Source organism: Salibaculum sp., from assembly GCF_035270045.1.
GTDB lineage: Bacteria > Pseudomonadota > Alphaproteobacteria > Rhodobacterales > Rhodobacteraceae > Salibaculum.
The window spans coordinates 1-18,129 of sequence record NZ_DATFIP010000055.1 but is presented as its reverse complement, the minus strand read 5'-3'; the positions used below and the strand labels follow the sequence as shown (position 1 = coordinate 18,129).

The 18,129-nt window shown below is 66.4% G+C and carries 20 protein-coding genes and 1 pseudogene; 16 read left to right on the top strand and 5 right to left on the bottom strand.

The window, feature by feature from the left end; genetic code table 11:
* Window positions 1-124: 124 nt before the first annotated feature.
* Window positions 125-1,531 (top strand): NADP-dependent phosphogluconate dehydrogenase, encoded by a 1,407-nt coding sequence (gnd, locus tag VJ897_RS08965; RefSeq protein ID WP_324055390.1) that lies wholly within the window; start codon window positions 125-127, stop codon window positions 1,529-1,531.
* A 51-nt stretch (window positions 1,532-1,582) separates the two neighbouring features.
* Here gnd and hrpB read toward each other — a convergent pair whose 3' ends face one another.
* The gene (gene hrpB / locus VJ897_RS08960) at window positions 1,583-3,994 is read right to left on the bottom strand and encodes an ATP-dependent helicase HrpB (RefSeq protein WP_324055247.1); all 2,412 of its coding nucleotides are present in this window, start codon (window positions 3,992-3,994) and stop codon (window positions 1,583-1,585) included.
* Window positions 3,995-4,100: 106 nt separating this feature from the next.
* Between hrpB and meaB the strand changes: the two genes are divergently transcribed.
* From meaB to VJ897_RS08940, 4 genes are all read left to right on the top strand, one after another.
* Entirely contained in the window at window positions 4,101-5,081 is a 981-nt protein-coding gene (meaB, locus tag VJ897_RS08955; RefSeq protein WP_324055245.1) for a methylmalonyl Co-A mutase-associated GTPase MeaB, read from the top strand.
* A gap of 159 nt (window positions 5,082-5,240) precedes the next feature.
* Window positions 5,241-5,528, top strand: a complete 288-nt coding sequence (gene rpmB / locus VJ897_RS08950) for a 50S ribosomal protein L28 (protein ID WP_324055243.1) — start codon at window positions 5,241-5,243, stop codon at window positions 5,526-5,528.
* Between the two features lie 112 nt (window positions 5,529-5,640).
* Entirely contained in the window at window positions 5,641-5,988 is a 348-nt protein-coding gene (locus tag VJ897_RS08945) for a hypothetical protein (protein ID WP_324055242.1), read from the top strand.
* A 62-nt stretch (window positions 5,989-6,050) separates the two neighbouring features.
* On the top strand, window positions 6,051-6,551 hold the full coding sequence (locus VJ897_RS08940) for a copper chaperone PCu(A)C (protein ID WP_324055240.1): 501 nt from the start codon (window positions 6,051-6,053) through the stop codon (window positions 6,549-6,551).
* On the opposite strand, the gene VJ897_RS08935 is transcribed toward VJ897_RS08940, so the two are convergent.
* Window positions 6,548-7,237, bottom strand: coding sequence for an NAD-dependent deacylase (locus VJ897_RS08935; RefSeq protein ID WP_324055238.1), 690 nt, complete (start codon window positions 7,235-7,237; stop codon window positions 6,548-6,550). The genes VJ897_RS08940 and VJ897_RS08935 overlap by 4 nt on opposite strands.
* A 53-nt stretch (window positions 7,238-7,290) precedes the next feature.
* Between VJ897_RS08935 and VJ897_RS08930 the strand changes: the two genes are divergently transcribed.
* The gene (locus VJ897_RS08930; RefSeq protein WP_324055237.1) at window positions 7,291-7,713 is read left to right on the top strand and encodes a hypothetical protein; all 423 of its coding nucleotides are present in this window, start codon (window positions 7,291-7,293) and stop codon (window positions 7,711-7,713) included.
* Window positions 7,710-8,147: a low molecular weight protein-tyrosine-phosphatase gene (locus tag VJ897_RS08925; RefSeq protein ID WP_324055235.1), complete on the top strand. Its 438-nt coding sequence runs from the start codon at window positions 7,710-7,712 to the stop codon at window positions 8,145-8,147. Before VJ897_RS08930 ends, VJ897_RS08925 begins: the two co-directional genes overlap by 4 nt.
* Here the strand turns inward: VJ897_RS08925 and VJ897_RS08920 are convergent.
* On the bottom strand, window positions 8,119-8,469 hold the full coding sequence (locus VJ897_RS08920; RefSeq protein ID WP_324055233.1) for an arginine transporter: 351 nt from the start codon (window positions 8,467-8,469) through the stop codon (window positions 8,119-8,121). The two genes, VJ897_RS08925 and VJ897_RS08920, sit on opposite strands and share 29 nt — an antisense overlap.
* Before the next feature lie 168 nt (window positions 8,470-8,637).
* Between VJ897_RS08920 and VJ897_RS08915 the strand changes: the two genes are divergently transcribed.
* Complete coding sequence (locus tag VJ897_RS08915; protein WP_324055231.1) at window positions 8,638-9,066, top strand: transposase; 429 nt, start codon at window positions 8,638-8,640, stop codon at window positions 9,064-9,066.
* Window positions 9,067-9,210: 144 nt separating this feature from the next.
* Here VJ897_RS08915 and VJ897_RS08910 read toward each other — a convergent pair whose 3' ends face one another.
* Together VJ897_RS08910 and VJ897_RS08905 are read right to left on the bottom strand one after the other, a co-directional pair.
* A complete protein-coding gene (locus VJ897_RS08910; RefSeq protein WP_324055229.1) occupies window positions 9,211-10,077 on the bottom strand; it encodes an amidohydrolase family protein in 867 nt (288 codons plus the stop codon).
* Window positions 10,074-11,075: an ester cyclase gene (locus VJ897_RS08905; protein WP_324055227.1), complete on the bottom strand. Its 1,002-nt coding sequence runs from the start codon at window positions 11,073-11,075 to the stop codon at window positions 10,074-10,076. The genes VJ897_RS08910 and VJ897_RS08905 overlap by 4 nt, the downstream gene beginning before the upstream one ends.
* A 125-nt stretch (window positions 11,076-11,200) precedes the next feature.
* Between VJ897_RS08905 and VJ897_RS08900 the strand changes: the two genes are divergently transcribed.
* From VJ897_RS08900 to VJ897_RS08865, 8 genes and pseudogenes are all read left to right on the top strand, one after another.
* Complete coding sequence (locus VJ897_RS08900) at window positions 11,201-12,259, top strand: ABC transporter ATP-binding protein (protein WP_324055225.1); 1,059 nt, start codon at window positions 11,201-11,203, stop codon at window positions 12,257-12,259.
* 63 nt (window positions 12,260-12,322) lie between these two features.
* Entirely contained in the window at window positions 12,323-13,531 is a 1,209-nt protein-coding gene (locus VJ897_RS08895) for an ABC transporter substrate-binding protein (protein WP_324055223.1), read from the top strand.
* A gap of 125 nt (window positions 13,532-13,656) precedes the next feature.
* Window positions 13,657-14,679: a carbohydrate ABC transporter permease gene (locus tag VJ897_RS08890; protein WP_324055221.1), complete on the top strand. Its 1,023-nt coding sequence runs from the start codon at window positions 13,657-13,659 to the stop codon at window positions 14,677-14,679.
* A complete protein-coding gene (locus VJ897_RS08885) occupies window positions 14,679-15,836 on the top strand; it encodes a carbohydrate ABC transporter permease (RefSeq protein WP_324055219.1) in 1,158 nt (385 codons plus the stop codon). The genes VJ897_RS08890 and VJ897_RS08885 overlap by 1 nt, the downstream gene beginning before the upstream one ends.
* A complete protein-coding gene (locus tag VJ897_RS08880; RefSeq protein WP_324055217.1) occupies window positions 15,833-15,958 on the top strand; it encodes a hypothetical protein in 126 nt (41 codons plus the stop codon). Before VJ897_RS08885 ends, VJ897_RS08880 begins: the two co-directional genes overlap by 4 nt.
* A 4-nt stretch (window positions 15,959-15,962) precedes the next feature.
* Entirely contained in the window at window positions 15,963-16,499 is a 537-nt protein-coding gene (locus VJ897_RS08875) for an ester cyclase (RefSeq protein WP_324055215.1), read from the top strand.
* A 5-nt stretch (window positions 16,500-16,504) separates the two neighbouring features.
* Complete coding sequence (hisD, locus tag VJ897_RS08870) at window positions 16,505-17,815, top strand: histidinol dehydrogenase (RefSeq protein WP_324055213.1); 1,311 nt, start codon at window positions 16,505-16,507, stop codon at window positions 17,813-17,815.
* Window positions 17,812-18,129: pseudogene (locus tag VJ897_RS08865) on the top strand (ester cyclase); the annotation flags it as partial. The gene hisD and the pseudogene VJ897_RS08865, both read left to right, overlap by 4 nt.

Sequence of the window (18,129 nt, the reverse complement as noted above, 5' to 3'; positions counted from 1 at the left end):
ACTTCTTAAAGAAGTATCTGCAAAATGGCAAATCACGCGGCCGTGCCCGGATCGGCCTTGTCGCGGTCCGGCGGCAAGGGCATGTAGGGGCACAGCGGCAGGCAGGCCGGGAGGGAAGATGACGATGAGCACCGGCGCAACCTTGGGCCTCTACGGGCTCGGTACCATGGGCAGCGCGCTGGCGCTGAATATCCTCGACAAGGGCTTCGGCCTTCATGTCTCGAACCGCAGCGATCAGGTTGTCGATGCTTTCCGCAACGATGCCGCCGCGGCGGGGCTGGCCGACAATCTTTCGGCCCATCATGACCTTGAAACCATGGTGCCTGCCATGCCCGGCCCGCGCGCCGTTATCCTGATGGTGCCAGCGGGCGCGCCTGTGGATGAGACCATAGACCGACTGCGGCCGCTGCTGACGCCGGGCGACGCGATCATCGACGCGGGGAATGCCGATTTCAACGATACGCGGCGACGCACCGAGGCGCTCGAGGCGGCGGGCCTGACCTATATCGGCATGGGTGTCTCCGGTGGGGAAGAGGGCGCGCGCCATGGCCCGTCGATCATGGTCGGCGGTACCGAACAGGCCTGGTCCGGCATCAGATCCATGATCGAGTCCATCGCGGCTCGGTACGAGGGCGTCCCCTGCGCCGCCCACCTCGGCCCCGACGGGGCGGGGCATTTCGTCAAAACGGTCCATAACGGCATCGAATATGCCGATATGCAGATGATCGCGGAGATCTACGGGCTGATGCGTCATGGCCAGGGCCTGGCCCCTGCCGAGATCGGCAAGACCTTCGCGGTGTGGGACAGCGGCCCTCTTCAAAGCTACCTGGTGGGGATCACGGGCAAGATACTGAAGGCCGAGGATGCGCCCGGTGTGCCGGCGGTCGATGCCATTCTCGACCAGGCCGGGCAGAAGGGCACCGGCCGCTGGACAGTGATCGAGGCCGTGAAACTGGGCCAGTCCGCCACCACGGTCGAGGCGGCGGTGGCTGCCCGCAGCTGGTCGGCGGAAAAGCCACTGCGCGAGACAGGCGAGGGTCTTTATGGCCAGACTGCCGGCCCGGTCGACCTGTCCGAGGCGCAATTGGAACAGGCCCTGCTGGCCGGGCGCATCATCGCCTATGCCCAGGGGTTCCGTACCCTGCTGGCGGCCTCGGACGCCTACGGCTGGTCGCTCGACCCCGCCCGCATCGCCGAGATCTGGCGCGCGGGCTGCATCATACGCTCGGCCCTGCTCGACGACATCGCCAAGGCGTTTCGGGGGGACCTGCCGCAGGGGCAGTTGGTCTTCGCCCCCGCCTTCAAGGACATGCTGGACGACAGCCTGCCCGCCCTGCGTGCCGTCGTGGCGCAAGCCGCCAGCGGCGGTCACCCTGTACCCGCCCTGGCCGCGGCCCTCGGCTTTCTCGACAGCATGACCCGCGCCCGGGGCACCACCGACCTGGTTCAGGCCCAGCGGGATTTCTTCGGCAGACACGGGTTCGACCGGGTTGACGGCGGCGAAGACCGCCATGGCCCCTGGTGGCGTTGAGCCGGCATCCAAGGATAGCGCGCCCTGACGCGGACGGGGGCAGAGCCCCCGCTAACCCCGCCGCTTGGCGCGCAGGGTCGGGTCGGCCTGCGTCGGGTCCTCGGGCCAGGGGTGCTTGGGATACCGCCCCCGCATGTCCTTGCGTACGTCTGCATAGGAGTTGGACCAGAACCCGGGCAGGTCCATCGTGGTCTGCACCGGGCGCCCGGCGGGCGAGAGCAGCGTCACACGAAGGGGCCGTCCGGCCACGCTCGGATGGCTTGTCTGGCCGAACATTTCCTGCAGGCGCAGGGAAATCTCGGGCGCTTCGGCACCGTAGTCGATGGGCACCCTGCGCCCCAGCGGCGTGGTGAACCGCGCGGGCACCTCCCGGTCCAGCCGGTCGCGTTGCGGCCAGTCCAGCATCGCCTCCAGCGCGGGCAGCTTGTCGAAGGCTTTCCAGTCACCGGCGCTGCGCACACCCGTCAGATGCGGCAAGAGCCAATGCTCCAGCCCCGCCAGCAAGGCTGCGTCTCCCATGTCAGGGAGCCGCGCGTCTTGCGCGCGCAGCAGCGCGACGCGCGCACGAAACCGCTCGGCGGCGGACGAAAGCTGCAGGCCGATCTCGCGGATACCCGCCAGCATGGCGCGGGCGACCACCTCGGCCGGAGGATCGGACCAGCGCCTGTCGTCGAGCACCAGCGCGCCGAAGCATTCCTGTTGCCGGGTCTGCACCCGGCCCCCGCGCCGCGACCAGGCACAGTGGTTCTGCCAGGCGATGCGGCTGCCATGAACCGCGCGCAGCTCGCTTTCCGTCAGGGTCAGGGCGGCACGTATTCGCGCCTCGCGCGGGTTGCCATCGGTGTCGGTCACGACCAGCAGGCGCTGGCCCGCCAGCGGATCGTCGCCCCCCAGCACCGCCCCCTTGCCGCCCGACAGGACATAGCGTGGCGCATCGCCCGATCGGCGCAGCCCGATCCGGTCGGGATAGGCGAGCGCGGCCATCTGCGCGGGGCTGTAGGTCGCGGCGGATCGCGGGGCACTCTTGGCCAGCCGCTTTGCTTCGGCCCGCACCCGGTCGCGGGCTGCGGCATGCACCGTGCCCGGCCCGCCATGCCGCCCCTTGAGAGCCGCCAGCCGCAGCGACAGGTCCACCGGGGCCCCGCGCAGGATGTCGCGTTCGGCCAGCAGGGCAGCCAGCGGCGCCGCGGGTGCGCCCGCCACCTGCAGCATATGGGCCAGCCGAGGATGCAGGGGCAAGCGGGCAAGGGCGCGTCCATGCGGGGTGATCCGGTCGGATCCGTCCAGCGCGCCCAGATCCCGCAGCAGCGCGCGGGCCTCGTCCAGGGCGCGTGGAGGCGGGGGCGTCAGGAAGGGCAGGTCCGCGCTGCCCCAAAGCGCCAACTCCAGCGCCAGGCCGCTCAGATCGGCGGCCTCGATCTCGGGTGGGGCGAAGGCGGGCAGGGCCCCGTCGGCCCCCTTGGTCCACAGCTTGTAGCACACCCCCTCGGCAACCCGGCCCGCGCGGCCCGCGCGCTGCGTCGCCTCGGCCCGGCTGACCGGCTCCGTGACCAGCCGCGACATGCCCGCGCCGGGATCGAAGCGCGCCCGCCGCGCCCGGCCCGCATCCACGACGACGCGAATATCCTCGATGGTCAGCGATGTCTCGGCGATCGAGGTGGACAGCACCACCTTGCGCCCCGAGGTCACTGGCGCGATCGCTGCGCGCTGCTCGGCAAAGGGCAGGGCGCCATATAGCGGCCGGACCTGGCAGTCCCCGGGCAGTGACAACTGCGCTGCCGTGCGCCTGATCTCGCCCTCGCCGGGCAGGAAGACGAGCACGCCGCCCGTTGTCTCGGCCACGGCCTGTTCCACCAGGCGCGCGGTGGCCGCCTCAAGCCGCGTGGCCTTGGGAACGGGCGCCTCCAGGAAACGGGTCTCCACGGGGTAGCTGCGACCCTGCGACGTGACGACCGGGGCGTTTTCCATCAGCGCGGCCACCGGGGCCGCGTCCAGCGTCGCCGACATGGCCAGCAGGATCAGGTCGGGCCGCAGCGCTGCGCGCGCCTCCAGCACCAGGGCCAGGCCGAGGTCGGCATTCAGGGATCGTTCGTGGAATTCGTCGAAGAGAACCGCGCCGACGCCGGGCAGTTCCGGGTCGGACTGGATCATGCGGGTCAGGATGCCCTCGGTCACCACCTCGATACGTTTGCCGGGAACATTCGTGCCGCGCATCCGGTAGCCCACGGTCTGGCCCGGCGCCTCGCCCAGCCCCTCGGCCAACCGTTCGGCGGCGGCACGCGTGGCCAGGCGGCGAGGTTCCAGCATCACGATGCGGCCATCGGTCAGGCCCGCCTCCAGCATGGCCAATGGCACCCGGGTCGTCTTGCCCGCACCGGGCGGGGCCTGCAGCACGGCCCTGCCCTCGGCGCGCAGGGCGTCGATCAGCTCGGGAAGGCAGTCGTAGATGGGCAGGCGTTTCATCGGCCCAGTTGCAGCCCGACCGCGCGCCAAGGTCAAGGCTTCGCGACAAGTCGTCTGCTCTGGCCTCCTCTGGACAGTGGCGCCGCACCGCGCCACAACGTTCGCCATGGAAACGACCGTTCTGGCAGAAAAGATCGCAAGGGGTGATCGGCGCGCCCTGGCGCGGGCCATCACCCTGGTGGAAAGCGCGCGGCCAGATCACCGCGCCCTCGCGGCGGAGGTTCTGGCGGCGCTCGACCCGGCGCGCCAGGCGCTGCGCATCGGCCTGTCGGGCACGCCGGGCGTGGGCAAGTCCACCTTCATCGAAAGCTTCGGCCTGATGCTGACAGGGCTGGGCAAGAGGGTCGCCGTCCTGGCCGTCGATCCCTCAAGCGCGCGCTCGGGCGGGTCGATCCTGGGCGACAAGACCCGGATGGAGCGGTTGTCGCGCGATCCGAAGGCCTTCATCCGCCCCTCGCCCAGCCAGAGCCAGCTGGGCGGTGTCGCCCGCCGCACCCGCGAGGCCATCGCTCTGTGCGAAGGCGCGGGCTTCGACGTGGTCTTGATCGAGACGGTGGGCGTGGGCCAGTCGGAAACCGCGGTGGCCGAGATGTCGGACCTTTTCCTGCTGCTGCTCGCCCCGGCGGGCGGGGACGAATTGCAGGGGGTGAAACGCGGGATCATGGAAACCTGCGACATGATCCTGGTGAACAAGGCCGATGGTGACCTGCGTCCGCAGGCGATGCGCACCTGTTCGGATTATGCCGGCGCGCTGCGCCTTCTGCGTCGCCGGTCGCAGGACCCCGAGGGATTTCCCAAGGCGTTGACCGTCTCGGCACTTGAAACCGGTGGCATAGAAGACGCCTGGGCCGAGATGCAGTCGTTGATCGCCTGGCGCCGGGACCGGGGCATCTGGGACCAGCGCCGCGCCGGGCAGGCGCTGTTCTGGTTCCGCGAGGAGGTGCGCGCCGGCCTGCTTGCCGCGCTGGAAGAGGACCCGTCCATCGCCACCCTGCTGGAGGACCTGCAGGCCCGCGTTGCCAGCGGCGAATTGCTTCCGGCGCTTGCGGCTGACCACTTGGTGCAGAGGTTCCGTGGCAAGGGCTAGGGCCACTTGGAATCCGCGCCTTGCGGGTTGACGGCGCCGTGGAATCCGCCTAGGTCGGCCAAATCGAATTTGAGGCCCTGCGCCGCGCCACGGGGCCTATTCTGTTTGAACGAGGGGCTCGCCCGTCCGCCGGGCCCTGCCTGAACAAGGAACAAAAAGATGTCGCGTCGTTGCGAACTGACCGGTAAAGGCCCGATGACTGGCAACAATGTCAGCCACGCCAACAACAAGACCAAGCGCCGCTACTTGCCCAATCTGCAGGACGTGACGCTGCAATCCGACGTCCTGGGCCGGAGCTTCCGGTTTCGCGTCTCCTCTGCCGCGCTACGCACCGTGGACCACCGCGGGGGGTTGGACCAGTTCATGGCCAAGGCAAAGGACGACACGCTGTCCGCCGATGCGCTCAAGGTCAAGAAGGACATTCTCAAGGCTCAGGTCACAGCCTGATCTGCCCCGAGGTTTTTTCAAAGGTCCGGCCGCCCTTGGCGCCCGGGCCTTTGCCATGTGCGCGGCGCTTTGTCCGATACCGGCGGGCGCGGTCTCGGAATAGCAAGGGACAATGACGCTACCTCGCTCTATCCTGCCGGTCCTGCTGGCGCTGCTGGTCGCGATGACCTCGGTGCAGTTGGCCGTGGCCCGGGGTCAGCCGCAGGCCGCCGGGCAGGTCGAGCTTTGCGCGGACGGCAGCATCATCGTGGTCGCCATGGACCGTGAGGGCAACCCGATCGGGCCTGCACATATCTGCCCTGACGTCGCGCTCGCGCTTATGGTGGCGCTGGCCTTTCCGGAGCCGAATGCGGTTTCACCTGTCCACATGCGGCGCTTGGTGCAAAACCTTGAAGTCCAACACGCGATTTCACATCTTCACATCGCCACTCGGGCTCGTGACCCGCCACCGTCTGTCTGAAACCCGGCTTTACAGTTTGCAACATGGCGGGGTCGATCCCGCCACCAGACAGGAGAGCAGACATGATGCTCAAATCAACCACTCTCGGCCTGATCGCCGCCCTCGCCCTTGCTCTGCCCGCATGGGCTGAGGACATCACCATCGAAGACCCTTACGCCCGCGCAGCCGGGGCCACGGCCATGGCCGGGGCAGCCTTCATGACGATCCAGAACGACAGCGCCATTGCCGACCGGCTGGTCGCGGCGCGGTCCGACGTCGCTGAACGGGTGGAATTGCACACCCATGTCGTCGACGGCGACGTGATGCGCATGATCGAGGTCGAAGAGGGCTTTGCCATCCCGGCGGGCGAGGCGCACAACCTCGCGCGCGGCGGCGATCACGTGATGTTCATGGGGCTTCGCCAGCCGTTCGAGCAGGGTGAGACGATCACGGTGACCCTGACTTTCGAACATGCGGGCGAGATGACGCTCGAGATCCCCATCGATAACGAGCGTACGGCCATGACCATGGACGGTGACATGGACCATGGCAACATGGACAACGGGTCCGGCGACGACGGTTAGACCGAGAGAACCTTGTCAACCCAGGCGGGGACAAGCACACTGGCCGGGCCTTCCCGGCCGGTGTCAAAGGCACCGGTGCGGTCACCGGGTTCCAGGTTGAGTTCCAGCGTTTTGGCGCCGCTGTCGCGTGCGAGGTCGACGAAGCCCGCCGCCGGGAAGACCGCGCCGCTGGTCCCTACGGCCACGAAGAGATCGCACTGCGCGAGCGCGGACATGATGCGATCCATATGGCAGGGCATTTCTCCGAACCAGACGACATCTGGGCGAGGTGATTCCGCGCCGCAAGCCGGGCAGGTATCTGCGGGACGCATGACCGGCGCCGCTGGCCAACGAGTCCGGCAGGCGCCGCAGAGCGCGCCGAACAGGCTACCATGCATGTGGATTACCGGGTCGGACCCGGCCCGTTCGTGCAGGTCGTCGATGTTCTGGGTGACCAGCGTGACCCGCTCGCCCTTTTGCTTTTGCAACCTTGCAAGCGCCGCATGTGCCGGATTCGGGGTCGCTTTCCGGGCTGCGCGCCGTCTGTGATTGTAGAAATCCAGCACGAGGGACGGATCGCGGGCAAAGCCTTCGGGCGTGGCCAGGTCGGCCAGGTCATAGCGTGCCCACAGTCCGCCCGCATCGCGAAAGGTGTCCAGCCCGCTCTCGGCCGAGATGCCCGCACCGGTCAGGATGGCGATCTGCATCGGCGTCCCCCTCTTTCGTGCTAGCCTGACCCGGCAGACACGGGAGAATCAACATGCGTGCATGGCATCTCTGGCTGGTGGGCCTTGCATCCTTGTTTTGGAATGCGGGCGGGGCCTTCGACTATCTCATGACCCGGCTGTCGATGGACAGCTACACCTCCTTGATGACCGCGGCACAGCGCGCCCACATCGACGGCTTCCCGGTCTGGGTCAATGCCGGCTGGGCCATCGCTGTCTGGGGCGCGGTGCTGGGGTCGGTGATGTTGCTTCTGCGGTCGCGACTCGCCGGCAGCGTCTTCGGCCTGTCGCTGGTGGGGATTGTCGCGACCACGGCCTATGGCATCGGCCTGGCCGAGCCCTCGGCGCTCGAGGTAGGCAGTCCTGTCTCGCTTGCCATCTCGGGGGCGGTGGTTCTGGTGGCCATTCTGCTACTGCTCTACGCGCGGGCCATGACGCGGCGCGGCGTGCTGTCATGACGCGGGTGCTTTTCGTCTGCCTGGGCAATATCTGCCGCTCGCCCGCGGCCGAGGGAGTGGTGCGCAGCCGCCTGCCGGACCTCGGGCTTGACAGCGCGGGCACCGGGGGCTGGCACGTCGGCGCACCGCCCTACGGGCCGATGCAGGCCGCCGCCCGGGCACGCGGCCATGACCTGTCGGACCTGCGCGCGCGGCAGTTCGACCCGTCGGATTTCGAGGCTTTCGAGCTGATCTTCGCCATGGATGCCGCTAACCTCCGCGACATCGAGGCCCAGCGGCCGCCCGGCAACGCCACCCGGGTCGAGAATTTCGCCGAACTGGCCGGGGCGGCGGAAGTGCCAGACCCCTATTATACCCGCGATTTCGAGGGTTGCCTGGACCTGATCGAGGCCTGCGCGGAGGCGCTCAGCCGCAGGTTTGCCGTGCCGCGCTGACATAGGCGCGGTAGCGGTCCCAGAAGGACTCATTGCGCCAGCTGTCCGAGATCTTGACCGCGTGCGCCTCTTCGGGGTCATCGAAGAACCCGGCGATGCGGCGGGTGTCGCTGCCCGAAAGTTCGCGGTCGGCAACGGCCTGAATGCAGCCGCAGAGCTGGCGGTCGGTGGCGTCCCGGTCCGAGGCGCGGCAGGCGCTGTAGATCGGGCCGGTGGCAAAGGCCACCGTGGGCGTTGCGCCGATCGTGCGCGCGTCGCGATGGCTGCTTCCACCACAGGCCGCAAGCCCGAGAGAGACCACGAGAAGAAGAAATGCCCGCATGTCGATCACGCCTTGCATGAGTGCCCGTATAAGCGGCGCCGGCCGGTTCGCCCCGGTATGCTATTGCGCCCGGTCAAAGTATGCGCAGACCCGCGGCATTTTGCAATCGTGACCTGTGCCCCGCGGGCGGAAGGCCGCCCTCGACAGATCAAACGCCAGCTCGCTGAGTTGGAAGCAGCGCTGCTGGACCTCGCGCGCCAGTGCCGGAAACGCGCACGCGTCTTCGACATTCTCTGCTCGATCCCGGGGCTGGGCCGGGTCACTGCGGTTGCGATCCTTGTCGAATGTCCGGAAATCGGCACCCTGACCCGCAAACAGATCGCCAGCCTTGCCGGTCTCGCCCCCATGACCCGACAATCGGGCCAATGGCGAGGTAAGGCATTCATTCAAGGCGGACGCAAATTCCTGCGCGATGCGCTTTATATGCCTGCGCTCGTCGCCGCCCGCTACAGCACGGATCTGAAGCAGAAATACCAAGCGATGATATCGGATGGAAAACCCGCAAAAGTCGCGCTAACAACCCTCATGCGAAAGCTCATCGAACTGGACAACGCACTCGTTCGACAAGACCGCGAATGGTCGCCAAAAATAGCTTGATCAAGACGGATACTCTAGGGCCTATGGACCGCGCTAGATACCCCGGTTTGATTGCCGCCTCGGCGGACAGGCAGCAGGCGCGCATGTGGTCGTTGTCGTCGTTCCAGTCAGGGTGGACAGTGGTTCCGTGAAGCAATCGCCCTGTCACGGCAGATTGTAGAACCGGGCGGCGGTGTCGTGGAAGACGGCCCCCTGCGCGGGTTCGGGAACGATGGCCGCGTGGGCAGCCAGCACGGCAGCATAGTCGGAATACAACGAATCCACCGGGAAATTCGATCCGAACATGCAGCGCGAGGGTCCGAATTGGTCAAGGCAGGTCTCGATCACGGGGCGCAGGCTGTCCCGGGTCCAGGCATGATCGAACATGCCCAGTCCCGACAGTTTGCAGATGACCTGCGGCCGCTCTGACAGCAGGCGCAGCGCATCGGCCCAGGCGCGCAAGCCGGCGGGGCTGCGGTCATGCGGGCTGCCTGCGTGGCACAGCGCAACGGGCGTGTCCGGCGCGCCGTCGAGCACCCGCGCCATGCCCTCGTAAAGTTCGGGGATCAGTTGCAGATCGAAGGACAGCCCGCGCTCGCCGACATCGCGCAGGCCTTCGGCAAACGCCGGGGTGTCCAGCAGGGCGTTGGTCCCGGTCGCCGCGTCCTCGCCCGGGGCGCGTCCCACGATCTGGCGCACGCCGCGGACGCTCGGCAGGCTCTGCAGCCGGTCCAGCTTGGCGTCGCGCGCCGGGTCCGTCAGATCGCAGAAAGCCACCTGCGCCAATGGCCAGTCAGCGGCGCTGTCGGCGATGCGCTGGACCCACTGTGCCTCGGCCCAGCCGTCCTCGGCACCGACCTGGATGTGAACCGAGGCGCCGATCCCGGCCGCATCGCGCCGAAATTCCTCCAGAAGGTAGTCGCGCTGGATCGGGGCCGGGTTTCCGAAGAAGCGCTCGACCCCCTGCGCCATGAGCCAGGGATAATGCACGGCAGAAAGGTCCCACAGGTGGTGATGTGCGTCGATCTTCATGCGCCGATCTCCGTTGTGCGCGCGAGGATATCAACGCCCTGCGTCTTCCAGAAATGCAGCAGGTCCACGAAGACCCAGTTCTCGGCCAGCTTGTCGCCGTCGCGCCGGTAGATGTCGATGACCCGGAATTCGCCGGGCGCGCCGGTGGCGGGCATTCCCATGAAACCGCCCGTGGGCCGCGCCGTGAAATTCGCCCAGCCGAAGAAGCCGCCGTAGTGCCCTTCTGCCAAGCGGCACAGGTGTGTCGTCTTTGACCGGTCGGTGAAGGCGGACCGAAAGACACCCGAGTGCTGTTGGGCGTAGCGGTCGATCGTATAGGTGGCCCCGATGCCGGTCGGACCCCACCAGACCATGTCGTCATGCCAGCTGCGGGCCAGCTCCTCGGACAGGCCAAGGCCCGAGTCCCATTGCCCGAGATCGGCGATCATGGCGTTGATCAGCGCAAGGGTCGTTTCGCCTTCTTCGGGGGGCTGGGCCGTGGTCAGCAGCCCGTCGTGGGTCATCGGCCCCGGTTGCACCAGTTCGGCCCCGGTTTGCGGCGGAAAGGGGTTCTGACCGGCCTGGACCATGAGGTTCGGAATGTCGAAATACATCGCCGTCTCCGCGATGCGGCCGTCCGCGATGCGGTTGAATTCGCAATAGCGCAGCATGGCGATCTTGCGTGTGGGACGGATACCCAGCCAGGGCGCGTCGAACAGGCCCATCAGGTGCCCCATGGAGACGACCCAGGTGCTGGCGTGGTCATCAATCTCGTTGGTGCCGGCCAGGAAGATGTCCTCCCGCCGCTGGAGCCCGGTCAGGGCGGTCTTGAGCGGGGCCCAGAAGGTTTCGGCGACGGTTTTCGGGCCGGTCAATTCGCCGAACGGGTGGTAGCCACGCCAGATGTAGCCGGGCGTCGTGCAGCCCGCCAGGACCCGTGCGGCCGAATCGGGTTCGGCCGCGTCGAGTGCGGCGTGATATGCCAAAACGATGTCCTTCGCTGCCTGAAAATCTGCCATTGGGACGATATCTTATCCTTGTTTCTGCATACGCTTGCAAAAAGAACTTGCCGAAAGCTGAAACGAGAGTCTAGGGTTCATGCAAACGTATGCAAAATGCGTGCATTCACAGGAGAGGTGACCCGATGGCCGAAATCCAGCTTCGCGGCGTGACGAAACGCTGGGGCAATTTCGTCGGCGTCGATAATTTCGATCTGACGATCGCGGACCGGGAATTCCTCGTGCTGTTGGGGCCCTCGGGCTGTGGCAAGACGACGACCATGCGCATGATCGCCGGCCTGGAAGACCCGACCGAGGGCGAGATAACGGTCGATGGCAAGGTCATCAACGACCTTGAACCCAAGGACCGCGACGTGGCCATGGTGTTCCAGTCCTACGCGCTTTACCCCAACCTGAACGTTTACGAGAACATCCGGTTCCCGCTACGGGTGCGCGGCACCGACCCGACCCGTCACGACGAACGGGTCATGCGCGCCAGCGCCATGGTCGAGCTGGACGATTTCCTGCACCGCAAGCCGTCGGAGTTGTCGGGCGGCCAGCGCCAGCGCGTGGCCCTGGCCCGGGCCATCGTGCGCGAACCCAACGTCTTCCTGATGGACGAGCCGCTGTCGAACCTCGATGCCAAGCTGCGGGTCAGCACGCGGGCACAGATCAAGAACCTCAGCCACGAACTCTCCGTGACGACAGTCTACGTCACCCATGACCAGATCGAGGCCATGACGCTCGCGGATCGCGTCGTCGTCATGGAAAAGGGCATCGTCCAGCAGGTCGGCAGCCCGACCGAAATCTACGACCGACCCGCGAACACCTTCGTGGCCGGGTTCATCGGATCGCCCGCCATGAACCTGATGGACGGCGACTGCGACGGCGGCGTCTTTTCCACGTCAAGCACCCGGATCGAGGGGCTGGACGTGGCCGACGGGCCGGTGACGCTGGGCTTTCGCGCCGAAGATGCCGAGGTGCGCCCGGGCAAGGCCGGCGGCGGACAGATCACCGCGCCGATCTACACTCTGGAATTGTTGGGCGATGCCACGATGGTCAGCGTCCGCATCGGCGGTGTTCTGGTCGCGGCCAAGGCCGACAAGACCTTCCGCGCCGAGATCGGCGACATGGTCACGATCCATGTCGGGCACGAGCATTGCCACCTGTTCGATGCCCGGACGGGTGAGCGTATCGGGGGTTGAGGCCTCCAACACTTCGGGCTGCGACTGCAGGGCTGCCCACAAACAAGCAGGGAGATATTCCGCATGACATTCAAGACCATCCTGATGGCAGGAGCAATGAGCGCGGTTGCCAGCGCCGGCGCCGCCGAATGCGCCTTTGAAAACGACGTGCCTTTGCGGTCGCTCACGGCCGGCTTCGAGGCCTGGAAGGCCGTGACAGACAACATGGCCGAATGCGGCAACTTCGAGGCCAACCTCGACCAGGAATTCCGTGAGAAGCAGCCTGAAGCCTTCGCCGCGGACCCCTCACTCTATCATATCGGCGGGGTGGCGAACGCCACCATGATCCCGCTGCTGAATGCCGGCACGATCCGCCCGCTCAACGATCTGGTCGACGAATATGGCCAGCACCTGAGCCCGAACCAGCTGATCACCGTGGATGGCGATATAATGGCCGTGGCCATGATGGTGAACAACCAGCACCTGATGTACCGCGAGGACATCCTGAACGATCTCGGCCTGGAGGTGCCCACCACCTACGACGAGATGCTGGCGGCCGCGGCGGTCATCGAGGAGGCTGGCGTCGTCGATTATCCGCTTGGCGGCACCTTCGCATCGGGCTGGAACCTGGGCGAGGAATTCGTGAACATGTTCCTCGCGCATGGCGGCGATTTCGTCGACGACGACAACATGCCCACGATCAACAACGAGATGGGCGTAGCGTCGCTGGAGAAGCTCAAGGCCACGACCGAGTATCTCGACCCGGAATACCTGGCCGCAGATTCCACCTATGTCCAGCAGCAGTTCCAGCAAGGCCAGATTGCCATGGCGAACCTCTGGGCCAGCCGCGCGGGTGCGATGGACGACCCCGAGGAAAGCCAGGTCGTCGGCAAGGTCAAGATGGCCTCGGCCCCGATGGGCCCGGAGGCGCCGGTCTCGTCGATCTGGTGGGACGGCATCGTTATTGCCAGCAACATAACCGATGAAGAGGCCGAGGCCGCCTTCCGCGTCGCCATGGAGGGCATTGACACCGAAACGGTGCAGGAAAGCCCCGAGGCCGCCGTCTGGTTGATTGACGGCTATGAGCCCGGTGACCTGGCCGCCGGGGCCGCCGCCACCGCCGCCAACGGCGCGCGACCTTATCCCGCCTCCTCCGCCATGGGCATCATGCACAGCGCGCTGGGCAACGGGATTGCGGCCTATCTGAACGGCAACAAGGACGCCGAGACCACGCTGGCCGACATCGAGGCGGCCTACATGACCTCGGCTGAAGAGGCCGGCCTTATCGACTAAGGCACATCCGGGGCCGTGCCAGGGCGCGGCCCCGATCCCCCGGCGTCGCCGCGCGCCCCCTGCGCGGCCGCCGACCAGACCGACCCGCCACGCCGGGCCCCACGGCCCAACCCGGGAGAGGACCCATGAAGCCCAAAGTGTTTGCCGCCTTCGTCGGCCCGTCCATCTTCATGATGCTGCTGTTCATTGCCTTCCCGCTCGTGTCGGTCTTCTGGAACAGTTTCACGGTCACACAGCCGATTTACGAGACGGTCGAGGTCGAAAGCTGCACCGCCGGCTTTCTTGAACAGACCTGCACCACCGAGATGGAGACGCGGCCCGTCCTGAACGAGGCGGGCGAGATCACGCGCCAAACCGAATTCGTGGGGTTTCAGACCTATCGGAACGTCCTGGAGATGGGCCGCTTCTGGGAGGCGGTGCAGGACCGGTCCTGGACCGCGCTTCAGAACATCGACTTCTGGAAGGCGCTGCGCTTCACACTGATGTTCACTCTTGTGACCCTGCCGCTGGTGCTGGGCTTCGGCCTGGCCATCGCGCTGGTTATCAACAACGCCTCGCAGAGGATCAAGGGGCCGGTGATCTTCCTGTCGCTGCTGCCTTTCATCATCACGCCGGTGATCGGGGCGCTGTCCATCAACTGGCTGTTCCGGGGCGACGGGATCCTGACCGCGCTGCTGGAATGGTGGCTGGAGCAGGACCTGGCGCTTTTCGCCCAGGCCTGGACCATCGAACTGATGATGATGTTCTACCGGGTCTGGCACGTCGCGCCCTTCGCGGCGATCGTGTTCTACGCCGGGCTTCAGACGGTCAACCAGGACAGCCTTGAAAGCGCCCTGATCGACGGGGCCAACCGCTGGCAGCGCTTGCGCCTGATCATTATTCCGCACCTCGCGCCGCTGCTGATCTTCGTGGCGATGATCCACCTCATGGATACCTACCGTGTCTTCGAGGAGGTCGTCGGCTTCCGCGCCGAAGGCTACGTGATCTCGCTGCAGTGGCTCACCTACGATTTCCTGACGCCCGACCAGGCCGGGAACCGCTCGATCTCCCGTGCCTCGGCCTCGGCCATGCTGACGATGATCGGGATTGCAATCCTGCTCGTGCCCTTGCTCAAGCGCACGTGGCGTGACCACAAGGGGAGCCACTGATGTCCACCGCGAAAGCCCTGCGCCAACCCGCATCGCTACGCATCATGTCGGGCACATTCCTGGCCCTGTGGTGCCTGATCGCGGCCTTCCCGATCGCCTGGATCACGGTGATGAGCTTCAAGTCGCCGGTGGATGCCTTCGACGCCAACCCTCTGAACGTCATCTTCGGGCCGGCCACCCGTGCCGACGGGTCCGGCTGGTCGATCCTCGAGATCGTCCTCGGCCTGGCAGTGATCTGGGTCACCGCGCGGATGACGGTGCGGCGCGTGCCCCCGCTGGTGGCAAGCTACAGCCCCGGCGGCTTTGTCGCCCTGGGCTGGGTCGTTGCCGCCGTGCTGGTGGCGCTGGGCTTCGTGCTGGTCTTTTTCGGGGTGCTGCCGCTGGTGACTGATCTGCTGGGCCCGCTGGTCGGCCCGCTGGGGCGTGATATCATCGGCGCCACGACCGAGCATTACCAGACCGTCTGGATCGAGCGCGGTTTCATCGACAATTTCAAGAATTCGTTGATCGTGACCACCGGGGTTGTGACCATTTCGCTTACAGTCGGCACGCTGGCCGGCTACGGGCTGGCACGGTCGGGCTCGACGCTGGCCTTCTGGATCCTGATCATTGCGCTGATCTTCCGGTCGCTGCCGCATTCGGTCCTGGTGGCGGGCTACCTGCCGGTCTTCATCAACTCGGCCGAGTGGCTGGTGCCGCTCCTGGGCGAGAACGCGCCCACGCTCTACGGCAAACCGGCGGCGGTCATCGCGGTGCTGGTGGCCATCAACCAGCCCTTCACCATCTGGATGCTGCGCAGCTTCTTCGCCAATATCCCCGCCGACCTTGACGAGGCCGCGCGCGTCGATGGCTGTTCGCATTTCAAGGCCTTCCGGCTGGTCATCATGCCGGTCATGTGGCCCGGCGTCATCACCACGGGGCTGTTCAGCTTCCTTCTGGCCTATAACGACTTCCTCGTGACCTCGCTGCTGCTGGACGCCTCGAACCAGACCATGGTTCCGGCCATCGCGGGCATGTTCAACCGCGAGACCACGACGACGGACCAAGTGGTCGCCGTGGCCGCTGCCGTGTCCATCACCGCGCCGCTGTTCCTGCTGGTCATGGTGTTCCAGCGCCAGATCGTCAGCGGGCTGACCGCGGGGGCCGTCAAGGGATGAGCCGCGCCTTTCGCAATAGTGCCACGGGCCGGCATCCGGCGCTGAACCGGGTGCCGCGGGATTTCCTGTCGAAGGAGGGCGCCAACCGCCACGCCCCCTTCAACCCGACACGACAGGAGTGACCCGATGAGAGGTTCCCGCCCCGAACAGGCCGTGCTGACGCGCGACACGGACCTGGACAAGACAGACGAGACGCGCGCCGTGATCGAGGGCATGGTCGACGGTCTCAACGATCACCGCGTCGATGACATCTGCCAATTCTTTGCCGACAGCTTCCGCTGGATGGGCAATCAGGGCTGCGGCACCAAGACCGGTCTGCGCGAATTCCAGGACAACTGGCAACGCCCCTTCCAGGCGGCCTTTTCCGACAAGGTCTGCGTGGACGAGGCGCGGCTTTACATGGGCGAATGGGCCGCCGCTTTCGGCCGGCAGGAGGCCACCCATTCGGGCGATTTCATGGGTGTCGCGCCAACAGGTGAGCGTGTGGAAATCCGGTACATGGATTTCTGGAAGGTCGAGGACGGCAAGATCACTGACAACTGGGTCATGGTCGATTTCCCGCATGTTCTGGCGCAGCTGGGCGTGGACGTGTTCGACGGCCACGGGTGGGAAAGATTTGACCGGGGCGAGATCGAGCCGCCCCAACCGGAAAAGCAAGGTTGAAAGACATGAGCATCGAACACCTCAAGAAAAGCAAACCCGAGGCCGAGCGCGTCGAGGAGGACAGCAAGGTCCGCACGGTCGTGGAGTCCACGCTCAAGGATATCGAGACTCGCGGCGATGCCGCCGTGCGCGAATTGTCCGAGAAATTCGACGGCTACACGCCGGACAGCTATCGCCTGAGCCAGTCCGAGATCGAGGCGGCCATGCAGAAGGTCAGCCCGCGCGAGATGGAGGATATCAAGTTCGCACAGGACCAGATCAGGCGGTTCGCCGAGGCGCAGCGCGCGTCGATGACGGATATCGAGGTCGAGACCCTGCCGGGCGTCGTTCTGGGTCACAAGAACATTCCCGTGCAATCGGTGGGCTGCTACGTGCCCGGCGGCAAGTTCCCCATGGTGGCCAGTGCCCATATGTCCGTCCTGACGGCGAGCGTGGCGGGCGTGCCGCGCATCGTGGCCTCCGCTCCGCCGGTGAACGGCGAGCCGCACCCGGCCATCGTGGCGGCGATGCACATGGGCGGGGCGCACGAGATTCTCTGCCTGGGCGGCATCCAGGCCGTGGGCGCCATGGCCATCGGCACCGAGAGCATCGACCCGGTGCATATGCTGGTTGGCCCGGGCAACGCCTTCGTGGCCGAGGCCAAGCGGCAGCTCTTCGGGCGCGTGGGTATCGACCTTTTCGCCGGACCGACCGAGACCATGGTGATCGCCGATGAAACCGTCGACGCGGAAATCTGCGCCACTGACCTGATCGGGCAAGCCGAACACGGCTTCAACAGCCCTGCCTGCCTGATCACCAACAGCCGCAAGCTGGCCAGGGAGACGCTGGCCGAGGTCGACCGCCTGCTGGAGATCCTGCCCACGGCCGAGACCGCCGGCGTATCCTGGCGCGACTATGGCGACGTGATCCTCTGCGACAGCCATGACGAGATGCTGCAGGTCGCCAATGACATGGCTTACGAACACGTCCAGGTGATGACCGACCGCGACGACTGGTTCCTGGAGAACATGCACAGCTACGGGGCGCTGTTCCTGGGCCCGCGCACCAACGTGGCCAATGGCGACAAGGTGATCGGCACGAACCACACCCTTCCGACCAAGAAGGCGGGCCGCTATACGGGCGGGCTCTGGGTCGGCAAGTTCCTGAAGACCCACAGCTACCAGAAGGTGACAACGGACGAGGCCGCCGCGCTGGTGGGCGAATACGGCTCGCGGCTGTGCATGCTCGAAGGATTCGTGGGCCATGCCGAACAATGCAACGTCCGCGTGCGGCGCTATGGCGGCAAGAACGTCCCCTATGGCGAGGCCGCGGAATGACTCACGCAGCGAACAAGGCGGCCCTGGCCCCCCTGCGTGCCGCGCAAGACGACTGGGACGAGAATGCGATCCGCGCCGCGCTCGACGCCGCTTGCGCGCCCGACGCGGTTTTCCGTCTTGCCCACCCGTTCGGAGAGATGACGGGCGGGCAGGCGTTCCATGACAACGCGCTCGCCGTGCTGCGCGCCGCCTGGCCGGACGTCGAGCGCCGCGACTGGATCGTCATGGCGGGTGCCGATGACCACGGCGGCGACTGGGTCGGTTGCGGTGGTCATTTCATGGGCACTTTCGCCGCGCCCTTTCTGGACATCCCG

Excerpts from the sequence above, each read along its gene's own strand:
- gnd (WP_324055390.1), top strand. The coding sequence starts at position 125 with ATGAGCACCGGCGCAACCTTGGGCCTCTACGGGCTCGGTACCATGGGC.
- hrpB (WP_324055247.1), bottom strand. The coding sequence starts at position 3,994 with ATGAAACGCCTGCCCATCTACGACTGCCTTCCCGAGCTGATCGACGCC.
- meaB (WP_324055245.1), top strand. The coding sequence starts at position 4,101 with ATGGAAACGACCGTTCTGGCAGAAAAGATCGCAAGGGGTGATCGGCGC.
- rpmB (WP_324055243.1), top strand. The coding sequence starts at position 5,241 with ATGTCGCGTCGTTGCGAACTGACCGGTAAAGGCCCGATGACTGGCAAC.
- VJ897_RS08945 (WP_324055242.1), top strand. The coding sequence starts at position 5,641 with ATGACGCTACCTCGCTCTATCCTGCCGGTCCTGCTGGCGCTGCTGGTC.
- VJ897_RS08940 (WP_324055240.1), top strand. The coding sequence starts at position 6,051 with ATGATGCTCAAATCAACCACTCTCGGCCTGATCGCCGCCCTCGCCCTT.
- VJ897_RS08935 (WP_324055238.1), bottom strand. The coding sequence starts at position 7,237 with ATGCAGATCGCCATCCTGACCGGTGCGGGCATCTCGGCCGAGAGCGGG.
- VJ897_RS08930 (WP_324055237.1), top strand. The coding sequence starts at position 7,291 with ATGCGTGCATGGCATCTCTGGCTGGTGGGCCTTGCATCCTTGTTTTGG.
- VJ897_RS08925 (WP_324055235.1), top strand. The coding sequence starts at position 7,710 with ATGACGCGGGTGCTTTTCGTCTGCCTGGGCAATATCTGCCGCTCGCCC.
- VJ897_RS08920 (WP_324055233.1), bottom strand. The coding sequence starts at position 8,469 with ATGCGGGCATTTCTTCTTCTCGTGGTCTCTCTCGGGCTTGCGGCCTGT.
- VJ897_RS08910 (WP_324055229.1), bottom strand. The coding sequence starts at position 10,077 with ATGAAGATCGACGCACATCACCACCTGTGGGACCTTTCTGCCGTGCAT.
- VJ897_RS08905 (WP_324055227.1), bottom strand. The coding sequence starts at position 11,075 with ATGGCAGATTTTCAGGCAGCGAAGGACATCGTTTTGGCATATCACGCC.
- VJ897_RS08900 (WP_324055225.1), top strand. The coding sequence starts at position 11,201 with ATGGCCGAAATCCAGCTTCGCGGCGTGACGAAACGCTGGGGCAATTTC.
- VJ897_RS08895 (WP_324055223.1), top strand. The coding sequence starts at position 12,323 with ATGACATTCAAGACCATCCTGATGGCAGGAGCAATGAGCGCGGTTGCC.
- VJ897_RS08890 (WP_324055221.1), top strand. The coding sequence starts at position 13,657 with ATGAAGCCCAAAGTGTTTGCCGCCTTCGTCGGCCCGTCCATCTTCATG.
- VJ897_RS08885 (WP_324055219.1), top strand. The coding sequence starts at position 14,679 with ATGTCCACCGCGAAAGCCCTGCGCCAACCCGCATCGCTACGCATCATG.
- VJ897_RS08880 (WP_324055217.1), top strand. The coding sequence starts at position 15,833 with ATGAGCCGCGCCTTTCGCAATAGTGCCACGGGCCGGCATCCGGCGCTG.
- VJ897_RS08875 (WP_324055215.1), top strand. The coding sequence starts at position 15,963 with ATGAGAGGTTCCCGCCCCGAACAGGCCGTGCTGACGCGCGACACGGAC.
- hisD (WP_324055213.1), top strand. The coding sequence starts at position 16,505 with ATGAGCATCGAACACCTCAAGAAAAGCAAACCCGAGGCCGAGCGCGTC.